Source organism: Achromobacter sp. NFACC18-2, assembly GCF_900108985.1.
GTDB lineage: Bacteria > Pseudomonadota > Gammaproteobacteria > Burkholderiales > Burkholderiaceae_B > Achromobacter.
In genome coordinates this window covers 120,000-138,511 of sequence record NZ_FNYM01000011.1, presented here as the reverse complement: position 1 = coordinate 138,511, position 18,512 = coordinate 120,000, and the positions used below count along the sequence as shown (strand labels likewise).

The 18,512-nt window shown below is 63.2% G+C and carries 17 protein-coding genes; 6 read left to right on the top strand and 11 right to left on the bottom strand.

What is annotated here, in order from left to right; translation table 11 throughout:
- Nucleotides 1-38: 38 nt before the first annotated feature.
- The 8 genes from BMW75_RS17800 to BMW75_RS17770 form a co-directional block, all read right to left on the bottom strand.
- The gene (locus BMW75_RS17800; RefSeq protein WP_092581228.1) at nt 39-278 is read right to left on the bottom strand and encodes a hypothetical protein; all 240 of its coding nucleotides are present in this window, start codon (nt 276-278) and stop codon (nt 39-41) included.
- Nucleotides 275-673, bottom strand: a complete 399-nt coding sequence (locus BMW75_RS17795; RefSeq protein WP_092581227.1) for a RusA family crossover junction endodeoxyribonuclease — start codon at nt 671-673, stop codon at nt 275-277. The genes BMW75_RS17800 and BMW75_RS17795 overlap by 4 nt, the downstream gene beginning before the upstream one ends.
- Nucleotides 654-1,247 carry an ssDNA-binding protein gene (locus tag BMW75_RS17790; RefSeq protein WP_092581226.1) on the bottom strand — a complete coding sequence of 198 codons (594 nt, stop codon included), beginning with the start codon at nt 1,245-1,247 and terminating at the stop codon, nt 654-656. Before BMW75_RS17790 ends, BMW75_RS17795 begins: the two co-directional genes overlap by 20 nt.
- Nucleotides 1,248-1,327: 80 nt before the next feature.
- On the bottom strand, nt 1,328-1,942 hold the full coding sequence (locus tag BMW75_RS17785; RefSeq protein ID WP_092581225.1) for a hypothetical protein: 615 nt from the start codon (nt 1,940-1,942) through the stop codon (nt 1,328-1,330).
- Nucleotides 1,943-2,035: 93 nt separating this feature from the next.
- Complete coding sequence (locus tag BMW75_RS17780; protein ID WP_092581224.1) at nt 2,036-3,748, bottom strand: DNA-directed RNA polymerase; 1,713 nt, start codon at nt 3,746-3,748, stop codon at nt 2,036-2,038.
- An 84-nt stretch (nt 3,749-3,832) separates the two neighbouring features.
- A complete protein-coding gene (locus BMW75_RS17775) occupies nt 3,833-4,192 on the bottom strand; it encodes a hypothetical protein (RefSeq protein WP_092581223.1) in 360 nt (119 codons plus the stop codon).
- Nucleotides 4,189-4,335 carry a hypothetical protein gene (locus BMW75_RS29490; protein WP_175493213.1) on the bottom strand — a complete coding sequence of 49 codons (147 nt, stop codon included), beginning with the start codon at nt 4,333-4,335 and terminating at the stop codon, nt 4,189-4,191. The genes BMW75_RS17775 and BMW75_RS29490 overlap by 4 nt, the downstream gene beginning before the upstream one ends.
- A 94-nt stretch (nt 4,336-4,429) precedes the next feature.
- The gene (locus tag BMW75_RS17770; RefSeq protein ID WP_175493212.1) at nt 4,430-5,356 is read right to left on the bottom strand and encodes a hypothetical protein; all 927 of its coding nucleotides are present in this window, start codon (nt 5,354-5,356) and stop codon (nt 4,430-4,432) included.
- A gap of 625 nt (nt 5,357-5,981) precedes the next feature.
- Here BMW75_RS17770 and BMW75_RS17760 point away from each other — a divergent pair.
- The 5 genes from BMW75_RS17760 (at nt 5,982) to BMW75_RS17740 (ending at nt 12,612) form a co-directional block, all read left to right on the top strand.
- The gene (locus BMW75_RS17760) at nt 5,982-7,169 is read left to right on the top strand and encodes a hypothetical protein (protein ID WP_254792055.1); all 1,188 of its coding nucleotides are present in this window, start codon (nt 5,982-5,984) and stop codon (nt 7,167-7,169) included.
- Nucleotides 7,170-7,318: 149 nt separating this feature from the next.
- Complete coding sequence (locus tag BMW75_RS17755) at nt 7,319-8,164, top strand: helix-turn-helix transcriptional regulator (protein WP_092581221.1); 846 nt, start codon at nt 7,319-7,321, stop codon at nt 8,162-8,164.
- 378 nt (nt 8,165-8,542) lie between these two features.
- Nucleotides 8,543-8,965: a PRC-barrel domain-containing protein gene (locus BMW75_RS17750; RefSeq protein ID WP_092581220.1), complete on the top strand. Its 423-nt coding sequence runs from the start codon at nt 8,543-8,545 to the stop codon at nt 8,963-8,965.
- A gap of 79 nt (nt 8,966-9,044) precedes the next feature.
- Nucleotides 9,045-9,650, top strand: a complete 606-nt coding sequence (locus tag BMW75_RS17745) for an Hsp20/alpha crystallin family protein (protein ID WP_254792054.1) — start codon at nt 9,045-9,047, stop codon at nt 9,648-9,650.
- 151 nt (nt 9,651-9,801) lie between these two features.
- Nucleotides 9,802-12,612, top strand: coding sequence for an ATP-dependent Clp protease ATP-binding subunit (locus tag BMW75_RS17740; RefSeq protein WP_092581218.1), 2,811 nt, complete (start codon nt 9,802-9,804; stop codon nt 12,610-12,612).
- Nucleotides 12,613-12,689: 77 nt separating this feature from the next.
- Here the strand turns inward: BMW75_RS17740 and gstA are convergent, their stop codons facing one another.
- Complete coding sequence (gene gstA, locus BMW75_RS17735; RefSeq protein WP_092581217.1) at nt 12,690-13,295, bottom strand: glutathione transferase GstA; 606 nt, start codon at nt 13,293-13,295, stop codon at nt 12,690-12,692.
- A 131-nt stretch (nt 13,296-13,426) separates the two neighbouring features.
- Between gstA and BMW75_RS17730 the strand changes: the two genes are divergently transcribed.
- Nucleotides 13,427-14,293, top strand: coding sequence for a LysR family transcriptional regulator (locus BMW75_RS17730; protein ID WP_175493211.1), 867 nt, complete (start codon nt 13,427-13,429; stop codon nt 14,291-14,293).
- 160 nt (nt 14,294-14,453) lie between these two features.
- On the opposite strand, the gene BMW75_RS17725 is transcribed toward BMW75_RS17730, so the two are convergent.
- Nucleotides 14,454-15,230: an EAL domain-containing protein gene (locus tag BMW75_RS17725; RefSeq protein ID WP_092581215.1), complete on the bottom strand. Its 777-nt coding sequence runs from the start codon at nt 15,228-15,230 to the stop codon at nt 14,454-14,456.
- Nucleotides 15,231-15,388: 158 nt separating this feature from the next.
- Nucleotides 15,389-18,436 (bottom strand): autotransporter family protein, encoded by a 3,048-nt coding sequence (locus BMW75_RS29920; RefSeq protein WP_175493210.1) that lies wholly within the window; start codon nt 18,434-18,436, stop codon nt 15,389-15,391.
- Nucleotides 18,437-18,512 lie beyond the last annotated feature (76 nt).

Below are 18,512 nucleotides of genomic sequence, written 5' to 3'. Positions count from 1 at the left end.
GAGGTCGAGGACCATCCAGGCGAAGACGAGATGCCCGGTCATTCCTTGGCTTTCAGGAAGTCATCGCCGACGCGCTTGGCCTCGTCGGTGTTGACGAGATCGCGCAGGGCCGAGGCGACCTTGCGACCCGTGGCCGCCGAGGCGCGGTGCTTGTTGGCCTTGGCGACCAATTCGCTGGCTTCCGTCAGCGCCTTCTGCGTCTTCTGGGTCTCGCGGTTCGCCAGGGTGTCCAGGACGGTGGCGATCTTCGTGGTCAGCTTGATGAGGATCAGGATCATGTGAGTTCGGTGAGCTTGAAGTTGATGTGGGGGTCTTCGCCGGGAGCCGGGAAGCGCTTGGTGAGGTGAAGCGCGGTGATCTGGCGGTCGTCGCCGTACCATCCTTCTTGCGTCAGCACGTCCATGAGGGGCTTGGCAAGGTTGTCCAGGTCGCCCTTGGGCGTGGTGAACTTGGATTTCTTGATGGGTTCGCAGACGAACTCGATGTCCATGCGGAGTTCTCCCGTCAGAGCGGGGGCGTCCAGCGTGGGCAGGAGGGACTTGAGCGCCAGCTTGTGGGCCTTGTAATCGGCGGGGTCGTACATCACTGCATGACCCCGGATCGTCGCCGCACGAGGACGCGGTGCCGGTTTGGGCACCACGACCAGCGTGTGGTTAGAAGTCGTCGTCGTCATCCGGCGTCGAGTCGTCCTGGTCGTCGTCGCGGTTGTCCGGCGTCTCGGCGCGGGCCGAGTCACCTTCGTACTCGTCCTCGTCCTCGAAGTCGTCGGTGGCCGAGGCGGCGCGACGTTCCAGCAGTTGCAGCGCGTTCAGGTACAGCGTCACGCCCTTGTTCGCGCCGGTGTCGAACTCGGCGGCGGCGATGGACAGCTTCACGAGGTCGCCGGACTTCGCCGTGGCCTTCAGCGGCTGCTTCTTGGCGTCCACTTGGTCCGGCTTGTTCTTCGACTTCGCGGTCAGGACCCAGAAGCCGCGCATGTTCTCGCGCTTCTCGTTGTCCTCGGCCAGCGCGTCGCCGTCCTTGACCGGGCAGGTGTCCTTCTTGCCCTTGGCGGCCTTGTGCAGGTCGATGAGCTTGCGGGCGAAGGTGTCGTTGGCTTCGACGCCCTTCTCCAGCTTCAGGGCGCACTTGTATTTGCCCTTGCCGTATTCCGAGTTGTCGGGCTTATCGACCCAGGCCCAGGCAGCGATGCCTGCCGGGGTGCGGCCTTTGAATACGACTTTGACGGGGGACTTCTTGTCAGCCATTAGGAGAGCTTCCTTGCAGATGTGGGGATAGAAATGAAAAGACCCCGGGGTTAGCCGGGGTCACAGGGAGGGGAGAGGGGTTAGGCGGGGACCTTGACGGCCACGGTGGCGATGGGCGCTTCCTTGCGGCTGTGCGTACCCGCGACAAAAGCAACGTACTTGCCTTGGAAGTTGAGGCTCTTGAAGACCTCCATCGTCACTTCTTCCAGGACCACCGGCTTCGGCGGCAGGTCGCCCAGGACCAGCGAGCGTTCCGCGACCCAGCGGTGACGACCTTCGTGGTCGTAGCGGGTCGAGACGCGCTCGATGCCGTCCTCGCTAACCAACGTGACCTTGATCGCGCCGCTCACGAAGTCGATGGACTTCACGGTCTCGCGGGTCTTCGGGTTGTAGGCAGGCGTGCCGTTGACGAACTGCTTCAGGAACGGCTGCGGGTCGGCTTCCTTGACCATCTTCAGCCAGCAATTCGGGGAGCCGTTGTAGCGACCGTCCTCCCGGAAGTCGGTGGACGTGAATGTGCAGCCCCAGCTGCTCACGTAGGTAACGCGCATCTTTCCGGCCGATTCTTCTGCGATGTCCGTGATGACGAGGCTGGGCGTGCCGTCCTTGAACGCGATCTCGAACACCGCACCATTCTTGAAGGCGGCGATCAATTGCAGGATGTTGGTGAAGGCGAGGGCAGCGAAGGTGTTCATGGTGTTCCTTGAGAGGTTTGGGTTTGAGAGGGACGGCCGATAGGGTCGTCACCCTCCGGGTATTTAAAAAATACGTGGGTAACTCGTGCTAGTTCAGGAGAAAAAGAACTCGGATTTCAGGACTGCGGTGACGTCCAGGAGCTTGCCGTCGCTGTCGCCCAGCGTGGGCACGGGCGGCAGGTCGGTGCAGCCGGTATGCTCGGCCACGTTGTCGCGCCACTGTTCCAGCGCCGGACCGTCGTACATGCGAACGAACTGCTCGCGGATATGGAGGTTCAGGACGTCCACGTTGCCCGCGTGGGCACCGAAGGAGTCATGGACAAACGCGAGGTCGCGGATGCCATCACGCTTCATCTCGACGCACGTAAGTGCCAAGTGCGCCGCGTCGTAGCTGTGAACCACGTTGGGTGCGGCGGCGTTGGCCTGCTTGTCGAGCTTCATGGGGGCCTCAGTGTTCTCGCGGTAGACCACGACCTTCCCGCCGAGAGTCTTCACGCGCTTCTCATCGGTCGGGTAGTAGGCTTGACGCACGGTGAACCCCGAGGGCGTCGTCCAGACGAGCGGCTTGTTCTGCTCGCCCAGGTGACGCGCAGTGGCTTGGAAGAACTTCATGGCGGCGCGGGGCTGGCCGATGTTCGCGTCCAGGGAGGACACGATGGCTTCCGTGAGGTAGCCAGCGGCGGCGTAGCGTTCCTTGCCGTTCTCGAAGTGCTTGCAGAATCCATCTGACACCAGTTGGGCCAGGATGCCCGGCTCGGTCACGCCGTAGGGAGTCGTCATGACCGCACGTTTCACGGTCTTACGCTCGACGTGACCGAGCCACTTCACTGCGATGGGGTTGCCGTTGGCGGCGTCCAGAGCAATGCGCTGCTGGACGATGCGGGCCACCTCGCCATAGATGTCCTCGCGCTTGCCGGTGGGCAGCACGTTGACTGCGGCGGCGGACAACGGGTCCTTCATCATCGCGCTCAGGTGTTGGATACCGGAGCAAGTTGCATCCAGGCGGATGGGAATGTGGGATTCAAACTCCCCCATCGCTGCTTCGCCGTGCTTAGAAACGAAGTCGGCCATACGGGCGACCTCGAAGCACATGGACAGGAACTCCCAGGGGGAGTCGGTGTCTGCCCAGAAGTCCAAGTTGTCCAAGGGATCCTTGGCCGTCTGGAGAATCCACTTCATGTGGTTCTCGGCCCAGTCGGCGCGGGCCTCCAGGGGCAACTTGTCCTCTCCGAAGGTGTTCGCGGCGGCCACCAGCAGCCAGAACTGTCCGTTCACGCCCATCTTCTCCTTCTCGGAGAAGGTCAGCAGTCCCTTGATGAGGGAGTCGCCTTGCGTGTGGAGGTCTTGGGGGCGCGGGTAGAAGCGGCCACGAAAGTCCGCGTAGTGCGGGAACCAAATGGTCGGGAACTTTGCCAAGTCCTTGGCGAGATCGAGCATACGGTACGTGCGGGCACGCATCCCTTCCAGCGCGGCGTTCTTGTCACGCACGGTGCTGATGACCTTCATGTGGGCCTTGCGTTCCTCTTCGGTGAAGAGTGCCCATTGATGGTCGGGGATCGGCGCAGGTAGCGGTGCGTTCTCGGCGGCGGGGAATCCAGCCAGGTCTAGGCCCAGATTCCGAACCTGCATCGCCACGTCCAACACCTGGGTGTTGATGGCCCACCGCGTCTTCTGAATCCAGTTCAGAGCTTCGAGCGACGCGCCGTCCATGGGACGGGCGATAGCTGCGGTGTGGGCGTTGCCGTGTTCCATGGATTTCACGGCACGGGTGCGCAGGGAGAGATAGCCGCCTTTCAGTTGCGTCATTGGTTCAGTCCTTCGGGTAGTCAGCGAGTAGTCAGCGATGAGGGAGAGCTTGAGAGGGACCCGTGCGTGGGTCAGCCGTACTGCTTACTGCTTGGGGGTCTCGGCAGGCGCGGGGGCGGCCTGGGGTTGCGGGTCGTCCTTGGTCAGTTCGTTGCCGATCACCGACCCGACAGTGCTGCCAGCGGCAGCGCCGAAGAACGTGGACCAGAAGCCACCGCCTGCGGCCGGAGCCGACTGCTGGATGACCGTGGTGTTGTTCGTCGTCTTGTTCACGACACGCGGGGCAGGCTTGGGGGCCGGGCGCGGGGCGCTGTAGCTGCGGGGTGCGCTGAAGCTCCGGCCACCGGAGAAGCTGCCGCGAGCGTCGGCGTCATTCGGGACCGCCGAGATGGCGATGCCGAGGGCGAGGGCGGCGGCCCAGGTCAGGATGGTTTGCTTCTTCATGCTTTGGCCTTGGAGTAGTGTTCAACGAGGGATTCGGGGTCAAAGCCCTGCTCTTGCAGTTCCTTGACGAGTTCGAGAGGCAACTTGCGGTTGCCTGCTTCCAGGTGCGCCATGGCGCGTTCGAGTTCAGGGGAGGTCCACATAGGCAACTTGTGCTAGTTGAGGGAATGAAAAAAGGGCAACGGCCCGATTGGGTCGTCACCCTCCGGTCATTTATAAAAACGACGGTGACTCGTGCTAGTTGTCTTCGAGAGAAAGCGCGGGTTCCAGGGCCGTCTCCGGCTCCGGGGGATACTCATAGTCCTTCGGCTCCGCGATCATCGGGAGCATGAACGGACGCATGAGTTCGTTCTGGTTGTGGCGGCAGGCCACGAAGGCCCGGCCCTCGTCCGACATGGAGAACGTCAGGCGGCGGCGGTTCTTGGCCTCGCCCCATTCGTTCTCGACGTTGAACCAATTGGACGCTTCGACCAGCAGGGTCATCAGGACGGACCCCACATGGATTTTGGTCTCCGGGGTCCAGTCGCCCTTCACAAAGTGCGCGGCCTTGTTGGACCACTTCTTGAACACGCGCATGTCCACCTCCGTGTTACGGTGGAGCATGAGCTTGAACAGGTCAGGCTCGAAGGGGGCGTTGGTTGCCTTCCGCTCCTTGGCGGCGGCGGCCTCGTTGGCCTTCCAGGTCTCGAATTCAATCTCGTGCATCACCCGGGTCCCGCAGTCGCGGGCGACCACGGTGAAGCTGGCGGGGTCCGGGCGGGCCAGGGCGGTCAGGACGGCGCAGGCCGCCAGCCGGTCGGCGGGGAGGGCCGTGATCGGCCAGGACGCCTCGGGGAGCTTCTTGAGGTCCGGGTTTTGGAACGCGGCAAGGTATTCGGTTTGGGTCGCCTGGACCCGCTCCAAAACCGGACCGATGAGGTCCCGGGCAATGACTTGGCCCGGCTCCAAGTCGACCAGGGCACGGGCGCGGATGCTGCCGTCCTCTCCGATCTTCTGGAGCGACGAGCGGTAGCGTTCGATTCCGCGCTGGACTTGGTGTCGTTCCCATTCGCGTTGGGCCTTGTAATCGTGGATGCCCACCGGCTCGGGGAAGGACAGGGGTGTGTCCGAAACTGCGTCCTCCGTATCTAATTGATCCGACAGGAACTCGGTAGCGTGAGTCAACTTTATCTCCTAATATCAACAGCTTAGGAGAAACTGGCAGGACTTTTAATCCGTTGGTCGCGAGTTCGAGTCTCGCACAACCCACCACCCCAATTCTTGTAGTACCCAGAACTGACGCCGCTCTCATGAGCGGCGTTTTTCTTTGCGTGCCGATTTTGACCGAAATTCGACCGTCGCCGAATGATGCGCAAGGAGGGACGGGGCAAGGTGGGCCCGTGTCGCCGCACCATGTCCAGCGTCTCCCAAGCGCCCCAAGTCCTTGAGAACCACGAGAGGCGTGCCAGCCTGCACAGGCCAGCCGGCCCGGGTTTGCCGCAATAAAGCGTATGGCTCGACGACGCGCAAATATCCAAGATGCGCTGCGGCAGGGTAGAAAATAGGCAGTAAGAATATCGATTGACGGTTTTGGTATCCGATATTCAAGCTTGAATAACCCCCCCCAAAAAACTGCCGAAGATACTGCTTACCATGACCTGGGCTGTGTAAGTGAGGCAGAACGCCAACAAAATCCGGCAGGATCGCGAAAGACACGCCTCTGCCATGCCTCTACCGTTGGTCTACCGCTGTTGTCGATCCCGTCTGCTGGCGATGACGCTATGCCCTGACTCACCGCGCGAGGCATACCATGGACGCAATCACCGATCCTGTGCACCTAAGCAATCCCCAATTACTTGACTGGGTCTGCCAACCGCGCAGGGACGGAGATACTTTTAACCTGGCGCCAGACCCGTCACGGCTGACCGCGCGTGGATTTATTGCAGGCTCGCAGCATTCTCTGCCTGGATCGCTTGGCGAGGTCCAGATTGTCTCGGCGATTCGCCGGCACTACCGTATTGAGCGCTTCAAGCAGCCTCTTGCTGATTGCTTCATCCTGATCCCAATGCGGACCACGTTGGCTGTCCACGCAAACGCGGTCCTTGGACTACAGGGCTCGCTTGAAGTCGGCGTGCGCCAGGCGCTTGTCGATGCCTTTCAAGCCTACGCTCCTGCTCATCATGGCGCGGTACTTCCCTATGTGGCCGCACGGCTTGGCGAATTCAACCAGAATCATCCGCCAGGACTGACCGGCGAGGAGTTCGGTCTCTTTCTGAATACCACTTTCACGTGGCGCGGAGTGCAGAAAAAGTTCGATGAGGTTGAATGGCTTCATGCCGTCTATGAAGGCAATGCCTATTCGAGGATCCCTGAGCTGTGTCCGGAACGGGAACGAAATCTTGGCCATGATGGCTATCGACTCGTTCATATCGGGGAGGAGTACCTGCAGGCGGTTCCCCCGTTAAGAGAGTCGAAGAATGTCGTAACTGTTCACCACGGCGAGCCCGAGGATCGGGCCGTCGCTGAGCGAGCGAGCGAGCTGGCGCGCGCTAAGCATAGCGATTGCCAATTCCTGGAACCACACAGAATCCGTCTCACATCAATCAAGCTCATTGACGAAACAAAATGGGTGCTTGAATTGGCGTACTTAAGGGATAAAAGCTGCGGCTTCCATATGGTAATGCCGACACTACATATTCGGTCGGCAAATAGCGTCCTCTATGCGACTGTGTCGTGGTCGCAGCGGCATGATGCCATGAAGAAAATCTTTACAGAGAGCGCCCACGAAGCGTCCATTCTGGCAGCGCCCGTTGCACTGATCAATTTTGAGGAGGGGCTTGCAATCTATAAAGCCGAGTTTTGGAGACTCATCAAGGAACGAGCTCTGCGGAGCTTCGAATGCTTGATACCAGAACTGATAATGATCAAGGAAGTGGGCGGATGGCAGCCGGCGGGTTGGCCGGAGCCCACAGAGTCCGAAGAGGTTGAAAGTCCCTGAGAGGCAGGCGGAGGCGTTCAGGCTTCAGGTTTCGCTTCAAGAGGTCAGTGCGGTGCGTCCCTATGGATGTAAAGGCATCTGGCATGGACGAACATGGTACGCTTGATTCCAATGCGTCCTGATCGAACACCTCTCTTGGAGAACGCGCCATGGAGAAAATGTCTCGTTCTTCAGAATTGAGTTGTCTTTACTGCCACTCGATCGGCACGCCCAGCACGAGCAGCTCCGGAGGATCGGAGCAATGGATCCTGTGCATCATCCCGGCAGACCGGACTATCGCACGTGCGAGCGCCGGCGCAGGCACCGCGCGCTCCTGTCGCCACCTTAGCGTCAGGGCGCCGTTCATCGGTATCGTGCCGGCCTGGGCTCGCATCGAAATGGACAATGATGACGATCCGCGTGGCCTCGTCCTCGCGCTCAATTCAACCAGGGTGAGGGAGTCCGCTCAAAAGGGACTCGGTCTCGGGACTTGTGAGATCCCGTGCTGGTTCACGGCGTGGGACCCTTTCCTGCGCGAAACGGCCGACATCCTTACCGCGTTGCATTCCGGCATCAGCCCGGACCCCGTGTGCCTCGCCGCGTTTGCCGACGTAATCTCACTTCATCTCGCGCGCCGGTATGGCCGCCACAACGATGCGAACGAGGCAGGTACGAGTCTCTCCCAGCTAAAGCTGAGCGCGGTGGAACACTTCATACATGAACACATCGCGGAGAATATCCCGATCGAGCGCCTTGCTGCGCTAGTGAACATGAGCGCGTCGCATTTTGCGCATGCTTTCAAAAACGCGACGGGGCTTACGCCACACTTTTATCTGATCACCAAGAGATTGAGATTTGCGGAGTTGATGCTTTTTGAAGGGAGTCTCCCGCTGATCGATGTGGCGGCACGCGCAGGCTTCCAGACGCAGCAGCACTTCACCGCGGTGTTTCATCAGTATGCAGGCTGCACGCCCCGGGCTTTCCGCCTTGCACATAACCGTCCTACGATCCGGTGAAGGCTTGAGACCCGGTCCGTGGTGACCGATGCACGCAGGATTCCGACACCTCTGGGCAGGATCTCGAAAGAACTGTGCGCTTCTCGGACGTATGCTTGAGAAAAGTCGCGGCACGACAATTGCGCGCGCTGTGCCAGCCGGATACTGTCCCCTCGATCCAGGTACCCAACAAGGGAAGAACCGCTCGGACGCGCGTGGCGGCGCCCGAGGCATTCTTCACGACCTCCTCGTGCGTTTGCGGCTTGGTATTGCGGCGCGTCCTGTCGCGATGTTCGCGGTGCATGCCAAGGCCTGAAGCTGCATCGCCGGGATCCTGATCGCCGTCGCGCATCCCGCGTCCGGCGTCCGCCTATCGTGCTGCGCAGCCCGGAGAACACCATGAAGACTCAACTCATCTCAGCCGCAAGGCAGTCAACGCTCGCGCTTGCGCTAATCGCTGGCGGCCTGATGGGCGGCCACGCGAGCGCCCAGGATGCTCCCATCGTGGGCAAGGCGAAACTTGGCGTATCCGTCACCGAAGCGGAACTGGTTGCGACGGGGTGGCGCGCATCGAAGATGATCCACGTCGATGTGTACAACGAAAAGGACGAAAAGATCGGCCGGGTGGACGACCTGATTGTGTCACCCGATGGAACGCTCTCGGCTGCAATTATCGATGTGGGTGGCTTTCTAGGGATGGCGACACATCGTGTCGCCATCCCCATTCAGAATTTCCAGCAGATAGCGCCAAAGCCAATTCTCCCGGGCGCAAGCAAGGAGGCGCTGAAAAATCTGCCGGAGTTCGAGTATGCCAAGGGCTGACATCGGGTAGTGAGGCCGCGGCGCGAGGTACTGACGAGCCGGGCCGCCCCGGCGGCTCGCTGGAACAAGGAGCATGGCGATGACACTGGATCTCGATAGGTGGAACCCCTTCCGTTTTCTGCGCAAGAGTCCCGAGGAAAAAGGCGCAGGCACGAAGGCAAATACCGCGCCTGCGACCTCACAGCAGGCACCCGCGCCGGCGACCCCGGATGCGACCGCGCCCGCATGGCCGGCATCATTCGATACCGCGCGTTGGCCACTGCCTGATCCGCGGCATCTTTTCGCGGACCTGATACGCGACCCGTTCGGGGGAATGGGGCCGCTCGGAAACTGGTTCGGCGATTTCAGCCCCAGCCGCTTTCAGCCGCGCCTTGATGTGATCGACGACGGCGACGCGCTGCGTATCGTCGCCGAGTTGCCAGGACTGTCACGCGAGGACGTGGTGCTCGAGGCCGTTGAGGACATGTTGGTGCTGACCGGAGAGAAGCGTATCGAATTGAAGAGCAACGAGAAAGGGTGTTATCGGGTGGAACGGGCGTTCGGAAAATTCCAGCGCGCGATTCCGCTTCCCTCAGGCGTCGATCTTGAACGCGCCGAGGCGAATTTCGAAAACGGCATGCTCACCGTGCGGGTGCCCAAAGCAGCCGTGGAGGCCGCGGCAACGCGGCGCATCGAGATCAAGTAGGGGGATTCGCAGGGTGACACCGCTGCGCTGCATGCCACACACGGGCGTTGACGATCAACGGATGCGGTCCGGCCCGCACTGACAATGTTCTTACCCCTTGCGCTCGGTGCGTCGCTTTTACTCTTCCAGTATCCATCCAACGGAGGTCATCATGGCCACTTGCAGCGTGTGTGGAAAGCCGGCGACTTCGCAGATCACGATCACCGAGAACGGCCAGCGTCGTCAGTCGACGCTGTGCGACCAGCACTACGTGCAGTTCATGGCGCGCAACCAACGCAGCCTATCTCCGCTTGAGTCGCTCTTTCACGGCGGCCTCTTCGACAGATTCTTCGACGATATGTGGTCACCGCTTGAAGCCGGGCGGCGTGGCGGGCTTTCGCTGGACGAGGCGAACGGGGCGCGCGCGAGCGCTGGCGAAGGCGGAAAAAGCGGCCCAGGCGTGGGTGCATCCGCGGGCTCATCCGGCGGTCGGCCGGGTCGGCATCGCCGGGCGCGCGAGGCTGTTGACCTGCATACGCTCCTGAGCGAAAGTGGCTTGGACCGCTTGCAGGAAGCCGCGCAAAAGGCGGTGCAGTATGGCAAGTCCGAAGTCGATACGGAACACCTGCTGCTCGCACTCACTGACAGCAACGTCGTACGGGAGATCCTGCGCGAGTTCAAGCTGGATGCCGATGAAATCAAGAAGGATGTCGATCAGAGCGCTCCGCGTGGCACTCGCGCGGAGAGAACGGATGAGGAAAGCATCGGCGTATCGCCGCGCGCAAAGAGTGCGCTAGAGCACGCACTCACGGCATCGCGGGAACTCGGCCACAGTTATGTCGGGCCGGAGCATGTCCTGATCGGACTCGTCGAAGAAGAAGACGGCTTCGCCGGCGAATTGCTGCGCAAGTACGGGCTAACGTCGCATGCGCTCCGGCAGAAGACGGTCAAGGTGGTCGGCAAGGGCGCCGAGGAAGGCAACGTCGAAGGGCGATCCACCACGCCGACGCTCGACAAGTACGCACGCGATCTCAGCGATCTCGCACGGCGCGGCAAGCTCGATCCGGTGATCGGCCGCGACAAGGAAATCGAAACCACTATCGAGGTCCTGGCACGCCGGCGCAAGAATAACCCGGTGCTGATCGGTGAACCGGGCGTCGGGAAAACTGCGATCGTGGAAGGACTTGCGCAGCGTATCGTGCAGGATCAGGTCCCGGAAGTGCTGCGCGGCAAGCGCGTCGTTGAGTTGAACATCAACAGCGTCGTGGCGGGGGCAAAGTACCGTGGCGAGTTTGAAGAGCGCGTAAAGCAGGTGCTCGATGAGATCGTCGAGAACCAGGACCGGCTGATCGTCTTCATCGATGAACTGCACACGATCGTGGGTGCGGGGCAGGGCGGCGGCGAAGGGGGGCTGGACATCGGCAACGTGTTCAAGCCGGCGCTCGCGCGCGGCGAACTGCATCTTGTGGGCGCCACGACGCTCAACGAATACCAAAAGTACATCGAGAAGGACTCCGCCCTCGAGCGCCGCTTCCAGCCGGTGAACGTACCGGAGCCGAGCGTCGCGGAAACCATCGAAATCCTGCGCGGGCTGCGCGACCGCCTTGAAGCACATCATAAAGTGAAGATCACCGAGGAGGCCATCGCGGCGGCGGCGAAGCTGTCGGACCGGTATATCGCCGCGCGATTCCTGCCGGACAAGGCTATCGACCTGCTCGATCAGGCGGCCGCTCGGGTGCGCATTGCATCGAATTCCCGGCCGAAGCAATTGCACGACATGGAGGCAAGCATCCGCCGCACACGCCAGGAGCAGGATGCGGCAAGCGCCACCAAGCAGTTTGACAAGGCGAAGGAACTGGAAGAGAAACTTGTCAACGATCAGGAGCGCCTCAAAGATGCGACAGAGGCGTGGAAGAAAGAGCGCGGCACCAGTTCGCAAAAGGTCACGGGAGAGGATATTGCGCAGGTCGTGGCATCGCTGACCGGCGTGCCGGTATCCGAACTTACCGCAGAAGACCGGGAGAAGCTGCTGCGTCTCGAAGATCATCTAAGGGAGCGTGTGGTCGGTCAGGACGAGGCGGTCAGCGCCGTTGCGAAGGCCGTCCGGCTCTCACGTGCCGGTCTCACCGAAGGTGGCAAGCCGACTGCGAGTTTCCTGTTTCTTGGACCCACTGGCGTGGGCAAGACCGAACTCGCCAAGGCCCTGGCTGCTTCCGTGTTCGGCGACGAGAACGCGCTGGTTCGCATCGACATGAGCGAGTATTCCGAGCGGCATAACGTGGCGCGGTTGGTGGGGTCGCCTCCGGGCTATGTCGGTTATGAGGAAGGCGGTCAGTTGACGGAGCGGGTGCGGCGCCGTCCCTATTGCGTGGTGCTGCTCGACGAGATCGAGAAGGCGCATTCGGAGGTGCACAACATCCTGTTGCAGCTCTTCGACGAAGGCCGTCTTACCGACGGAAAAGGACGTCTCGTGGATTTCACGAACACGATCATCATCGCGACAAGCAATATCGGGTCGCAGATGATCCAGGACAACATGCGTGCCGACAAGAAGCAGCTCGAGTACCCCGCGCTGCGCGATCGTCTGATGGAGGTTCTGCGGCATCATTTCAGGCCCGAGTTTCTGAACCGCGTGGACGAAGTGGTGGTGTTCCATGCTCTGGGCAAGGCGCAGATTCGCAGTATCGTCGACCTGCAACTCGCGCGCGTGCAGCGCACCGCGGCCGGGCAGAGTATTGAGTTGTCGTTCGATGATTCGCTGCGGGATTATCTGGCGGAGGTCGGCTATGACCCGGAATTCGGTGCTCGGATGCTCAAGCGCAAGATTCGGGCGGAGGTGGAATCTCAAATCGCCGATGCGCTGCTACGAGGCGACGTGCGCGACGGCGACAAGGTAACGGTTACCTACGATTCGGGCGCGAATGCGGTGCGTGTCCAGAAGCAATCCGCTGAAGCGGAGGCGGCGCCCCCGGTGGAGGCGTAGAACCCGGGTTGCGGGCGGCGCCGCTATGACCGGCATGGGACCATGGCCGGATGGCGGGCAAGGGGAACGGGGTGCCGTTATTGCCCGGCTTCGGCGCGCAAGGCCGCCTGCACGGCGGGCCGCGCGCCGATGCGCTTCACATACGCCGGCAGCGCGGGCCAGCGGCCGAGGTCGATAGCGAAGAACTTGCACCAGCCCAGCACGGTGTACAGGTAGGCATCGACCACGCTGAATGCTGCGCCCGTCAGATGATCCTGGCGGGTCAAAGTGTCTTGCAGGAAGTCGAACCGCTTGAACAGTTTCTCGCGGAAGATCGCCTTGGCTTCTTCGGGCAGCGCCGCGTTGAACAGCGGCGCCGAACCCGCGTGGATTTCGCCGCTGACGAAGTTCAGCCACTCTTGCAGCCGTACGCGTTCCCATGTGCCCGCAGCGGGCGCCAGCCGGCTTTCAGGCTTGAGGTCGGCCAGGTATTGCAGGATGGCCGGGCCTTCGGTCAGGACGTGGCCATTGTCCAGTTCCAATGCGGCCACATAGCCCTTGGGATTGATGGCGCGGAAGTCGCGGCCGTCGGCGGTCTGCTTGGTTTTGTTGTCCACCTTGACCAGATCGAACGGCAGGCCGAGTTCGCGCAGCACGATATGCGGCGACAGCGAGCAGGTGTGAGGGGCGTAATACAGCTTCATCAAGACTCCAGGAAAAGTTGAAAACCTGTGCGCCGCGTGTTGCCGGGTGCTGCGTGGCAGTCTGCTTGTCCAGGGTGAGGCCGTAAAATTAATGCTCAATTTCTTGAGCATTAGCTGGGCTACTGATAACCATGATGAACCTCCTGCACTGGCGCCTGCTGGCGGCCGTGGCGGACGCGGGCAATATTTCGCGCGCCGCCGAGCGCGTGGGCATTACCCAATCGGGGGCCAGCCAGGCCATCGCGCAGTTGGAAGCGGCGCTGGGATTCCAGGTGTTCGTCCGCGAGCGGCGGCACATCGGCGTGACAGCCTTGGGCGAGCAGGTCATCGCGCACGCGCGGGCGATGCTGGCGAGTCTGGACGCGATCCGTGTCCTGGCCGATGACAGCCGCGGCCTCAACGGCGGGCGCATCCGGCTGGCGAGCTTTCCCTCGGTGATGTCGACGCTGCTGCCCGGTCTGCTGCGCACTTTTCAGCGCCGCCATCCCGGCATCGAGCTGGTGGCATTGGAAGGCACGGATGAAGAAGTGGAAGACTGGCTGGCGGCGGGAACCGTGGAATTGGGTGTGGTGCTGAACCCGGCGCCCGGCCGCGCTGCGGCGATATTGGGGCGAGACGCCTGGGTCGCGGTGCTGCCGATCAGTCATCCGCTGGGTCGCCGCGCCAGCGAGCGCGGCGTCACCTTGGAAGAACTGGCCGCGCAGCCCTTCATCCTTGCCACGGGCGGATGCGCGGTGAACGGGCAAAGCCTGATGACGCAAGCGGGCCTGCACCTGTCGGACGTGCGGGTGACGGTCCGTGATTGGGCCAGCGCCTGTGTGCTGGTGCGGGAAGGCATGGGGGTGGCGCTGGTGCCCGAATCGACCTTGCCCGTCGAACAGCGCGGCCTGCGCGTGATGTCGCTGACGCCAGCCGTCCACCGCGAGTTCGGCCTGGTGTGCTCGGAAACCGGGAAGGCGTCGCGGCCGACACAGGCGCTGCTGGCGGGGTTGGGCTAGATCACCGGCGGTCCCGGCGAATCGCCTCGGGATGAGCGGCCGGGGCTATCCCGGTGAAACGAACGCCGCGATAGGGGGCGCGGCGCATGGCCGCATAGAACGCGTTGTCACGATTACCGGTCGGGTGGTGCGCGCTCCGTCCTCGGAGTTGTCAAGCCAATCAGGCGACATTGCAAACGGGCGGCATCGCCTTGAACGCCGGCTTGGCGAAGAGATACCCTTGCATGAGCGTGATGCCTTGCGCGGCCAGGAAGTCGCGCTCGCCCACGGTTTCGATCCCTTCGGCAACGACGCGGATGCCCAGGTCGGTGCAGATGGCCTGCACGCCTGCAACGATGCGTTGGCGGGGAACATCGGCATCGATGCCGCGCACCAGCGCCATATCCAGCTTGATCAGGTCTGGTTGGAAGTCGGCCAGGAGCGTGAGGCCCGAGTAGCCCGCGCCAAAATCGTCGATGGCCGTCTGAAATCCATACGACTTGTAGGCGCGGAAGATCGACAACAGGTGTGCGCGGTCGACGATGCTCTCGCCCTCGACCGTTTCAAAAATGATTCGATCGGGCGGAAAGCCGGTTCGCTCGGCGGCCTCGAATGTCGTGCGGATACAGGCGGCGGGCTGGTAGACCGCGTTCGGCATGAAATTGATGGACAGGTATCGGTCCATTCCCATGCTTGCGGCAAGTTCGATCGCCGTCGTGCGGCATCGCTGGTCGAATTGATAGCGATTGGCGTCGTCCACTTGGGACAGCACGGAGGCGGCAGGCTGGCCGTCGGGTCCGCGCACGAGGGCTTCGTACGCATAGGGCTGTCCGGTGGTGAGGTCGACGATGGGCTGGAAGGCAAACGCCATGTCGATGGCGCCGTCCTGACCGGATTTGCAGCCCTGGCACGGACCGCCTGGTGAGGATGCCTGGGATGCGGCGAGGATTCGATTCATGTCTTGGCGGGTTCCGGCAGAAGAAGGGGGAGGGGAGACCTGCCTGGACTGGGGGCGTCAAGCGGCGCGCGGCCGCAGCCTGTGGGCGACTTTAACAGATGCCCGGTCTGCCCCTGCGGGCGCCGGACCGGGCATCTGTCCGCGACTGACCTTGCGCCTTAGTACCGCCAGGTCATGTGGAGCGAACCGGCGTTTTCACGGTTGCCGCCGCCGAACTGGCCGCTGTAGGTCAGGCCGATGGTTGCGTTGCGCGTGATCGCGGCTTCGACGCCAAGCTCGGCCAGGGCCGAGTCGCGCGCGACGGGTGCGCCCGCCACGGTGAAGGCCTGGCCGCCATCGAAGGACATGACGGTCTGGGGCTGCACATCGCCGAAGGCATGCCGCCAGCCCAGGGTCGCCTGCAGGCGTCCTTCGGTTTGGCCCACCGTGAAGTTCATCAACCCGCGCAGGCCCAGCGTGGACGTGGTTTGCGTATTGCTGTCGCTCTGGCCGCGCAAGGCGGCCGATCCGCCGGATTCCGAGAAGCTGCGGGTGCGCGAATCGCTCCAGGCCAGGCCGGCGAAGGGTTCGACACTGAACCGCTCGGACACCGGCAGGGCGTAGCCGAGTTCGCCGAACAACTGGGTGGTGCTGGCGCCATAGTCGGCGGTCAGCGTCTGGGACACGCCGGAGACGCTGGCGTAGCGCTCGGTGGAGATGTCGTGCCAGGTGTAGGCCGCGCCGGCCATCAGGTTCAGCTTGCCGGGGCCGGCGTCGAACACCTTGCCGCCGAACAACGCCGCGCTGTAGCCAGCAACGTCCGCCTTGGAGGACCGGTCGTCCACGCGGATGTTGCTGTCGGTAAAGCCCAGCGCGCCGCCCAGTCGCCAGCCGCCGCCCAAGGCGTGGTCGACGCCGGCGAAGACGCCGCCGGTCTTCTGGCGCACTTGCGCGGAATCGCCGTTGCCCTTCCAGGTCTGCCAGTTGCCGATGACTTCGGCCCAGGCGGGCTGCGCATTGGAGGACGGCAGGGCGGACGCGGACGGCGTGCCGCCGGCTTGCGCGGTCGGCGCGCCCGCGCGCATGCCCGCGCCCAGATTGGCGCGCAGGTAGGCGAGGGGCACGGCGCGCACCGTGGTGTTCAGACCCGTCAGGCTGGAAGTGACGCTGGCATGCGCTTCGCCGGACAGGCTGTTGAAGGCCGCGGCCGGGGCGCCCTCGGGCAGCGTCAGGATGTAGTCGTGCAGCGGATTGCCCTCGGGCAGGCTGTCCAGGGCGTTGGCCACGGCGCGCTGGTTGGCGCTTTGCGCCGCGTCGGCAAAGGCGATGGGACGGGTCGGGGTTTCCGGGGTGCTGGGGGTGCCGGGCGTGCTCGGCGTTCCCGGGATGCTTGGCGTGCCCGGCGTGCCGGGATCTACGGGCGTGCCGGGATCCACCGGCACTTCCTTGCGGCCAAGCTGCATCACGACGTTCTGGCCGTCGTAGCGCAAGGCCGGGTCCAGGAAGGCGTAGTTGGAGGACACGGTGTCGAACTGCCCATTGACCGTGCCCGCGCTGAGAATGGTGTACTCGCGCCGGGTCTGGAACCCGCCGTCCGGCCCGACATGGACCGCCGATCCGGCCAGGTTGGCCGTGCCGCTGACCACCACGCGGCTGCTTGCCGACGACTGCGAATCGGCCGCCACCTGGTAGACCGAACCCGGCGAGAACGTCAGGTCGCCCGCCACGTTCAGGGTGCCGCCGGCCTGGCCGGGCGCCAGCGTGGCGCCGCTTTGCAGCGTGGTCGTGCCGACTTGGCCCGTGCCGTGCAGCGATGCGCCGCTGGCGATGTTCAGGGTGCCGCCCAGGGCGCCATCCACCGTCAGGGCGCCGCCCAGCACCTGGGTCTGACCGCTGAAACCGCTGGAATCGCCCGTGAAGGTGGTCGATCCCGCCACCAGGTCGATCGCGCCCATGCCGGGCGACAAGGAACTGATGGCCGGCGCGAAGACGTAGTCCGTGCCGGTATGGTTGAAGACCAGCTTGCCGGTCCCGTTGCCAAAGCGCACGCCAAGTGCTGCCTGCACGTCACCCGGCGCCGTGGCGGCGTCGCCCGCGGCGGCGCCGATATTCAGGGTGCCGGTCGATCCCGCCACATCGGCGATGCGCAGGCGATTGGCGGTTTCGAAAGTGGCGCCGTTGGACAGGGTGGCCGTGCCATCGCCATAGAAGCCGATGAGGAAGACGCTGGACGTCTTGATCCGAGTCTGCGGGCCGTCCGCGACGATGGTGCCTTCGCCCGATGCGTTGAACCCGGCCACCACCTGAAAGGCATCGACCAGCGCGCCGTCCGTCACGGTCAGCTCGCCCTTGGCGCCCGTACTCAGGCCCACGGCAATGTAGTCGTTCAACGATGAAAACTGGCTGCCGGCGCCGGAAACCAGGAGCTTGCCGACGCCGCCCGAGTACATGCCCACATAAGTTCGAGCGCCGGAGCTGGCAGTGGCGCCGCCCTTGATGTCCACCGTGCCCGTGCCGCGCGAGCCGATCGTCATGCCGCCACTGGTCGTCAGCGACGCGCCGGCGCCGATGATGTTGACCGTGCCCGTCGAGCCTGCGCTATTGCCCGCCAGCAGGCCGCTCGCTTGCGCCGTGCCGTGATCGGAGATCGTGACGACGCTGGTGCCGTTGTCGCTGACGGTGAGCTGCCCGGACTGCAACGTGCTGCCGGCGCCCGAAATGTTCAGGGTGCCCAGGGAGCCGACGTGCGAGCCCAGCGAGACGGTCGTGGTGGCGATGGCCTTGCCGCCCCCCGTCACGTTCAGCGTACCCGTGCCGTAAAAGCCGACGTTGAAGGACTCCGCGGTCCACTGGGAGCCGATGCCGTCGATGGTGGCCGAGCCGGATTGCAGTTCGGACGTGCCCGCCGTGTAGCCATTCGTGGGGTTGCTGATGATGGCGCTGTTGCTGACCAGCACGCCGGCGTTTCGCACGGTGAGCGAGGGCCCGCCGATCGCGCCAAGGAAGATGACGCCCGCCTGGGCGCTGCTGTGTTCGATGACCGGTGCGTTGGCCGTCATGCTGTTGATGAACAGATTGCCGGTCGAGCCCGGCAGCGTCGCCGACGACCAGTTCAGCGGGTCTTGCCAATCGCTGCTCTGCGAGCCGTTCCAGGTGATGCTTTGGGCCATCGCCGGCGAGGCGGCCAGGGTCAGCATGCCGGAACCGGCCAGGCCTAGCGTTTGCAAGGCGAGGACAATCGCCCGTTTTTTGAGTTTGTTGTGAGGCATTTGGCTTTTTTCAGTAGTGACAAGGGCTACGGCG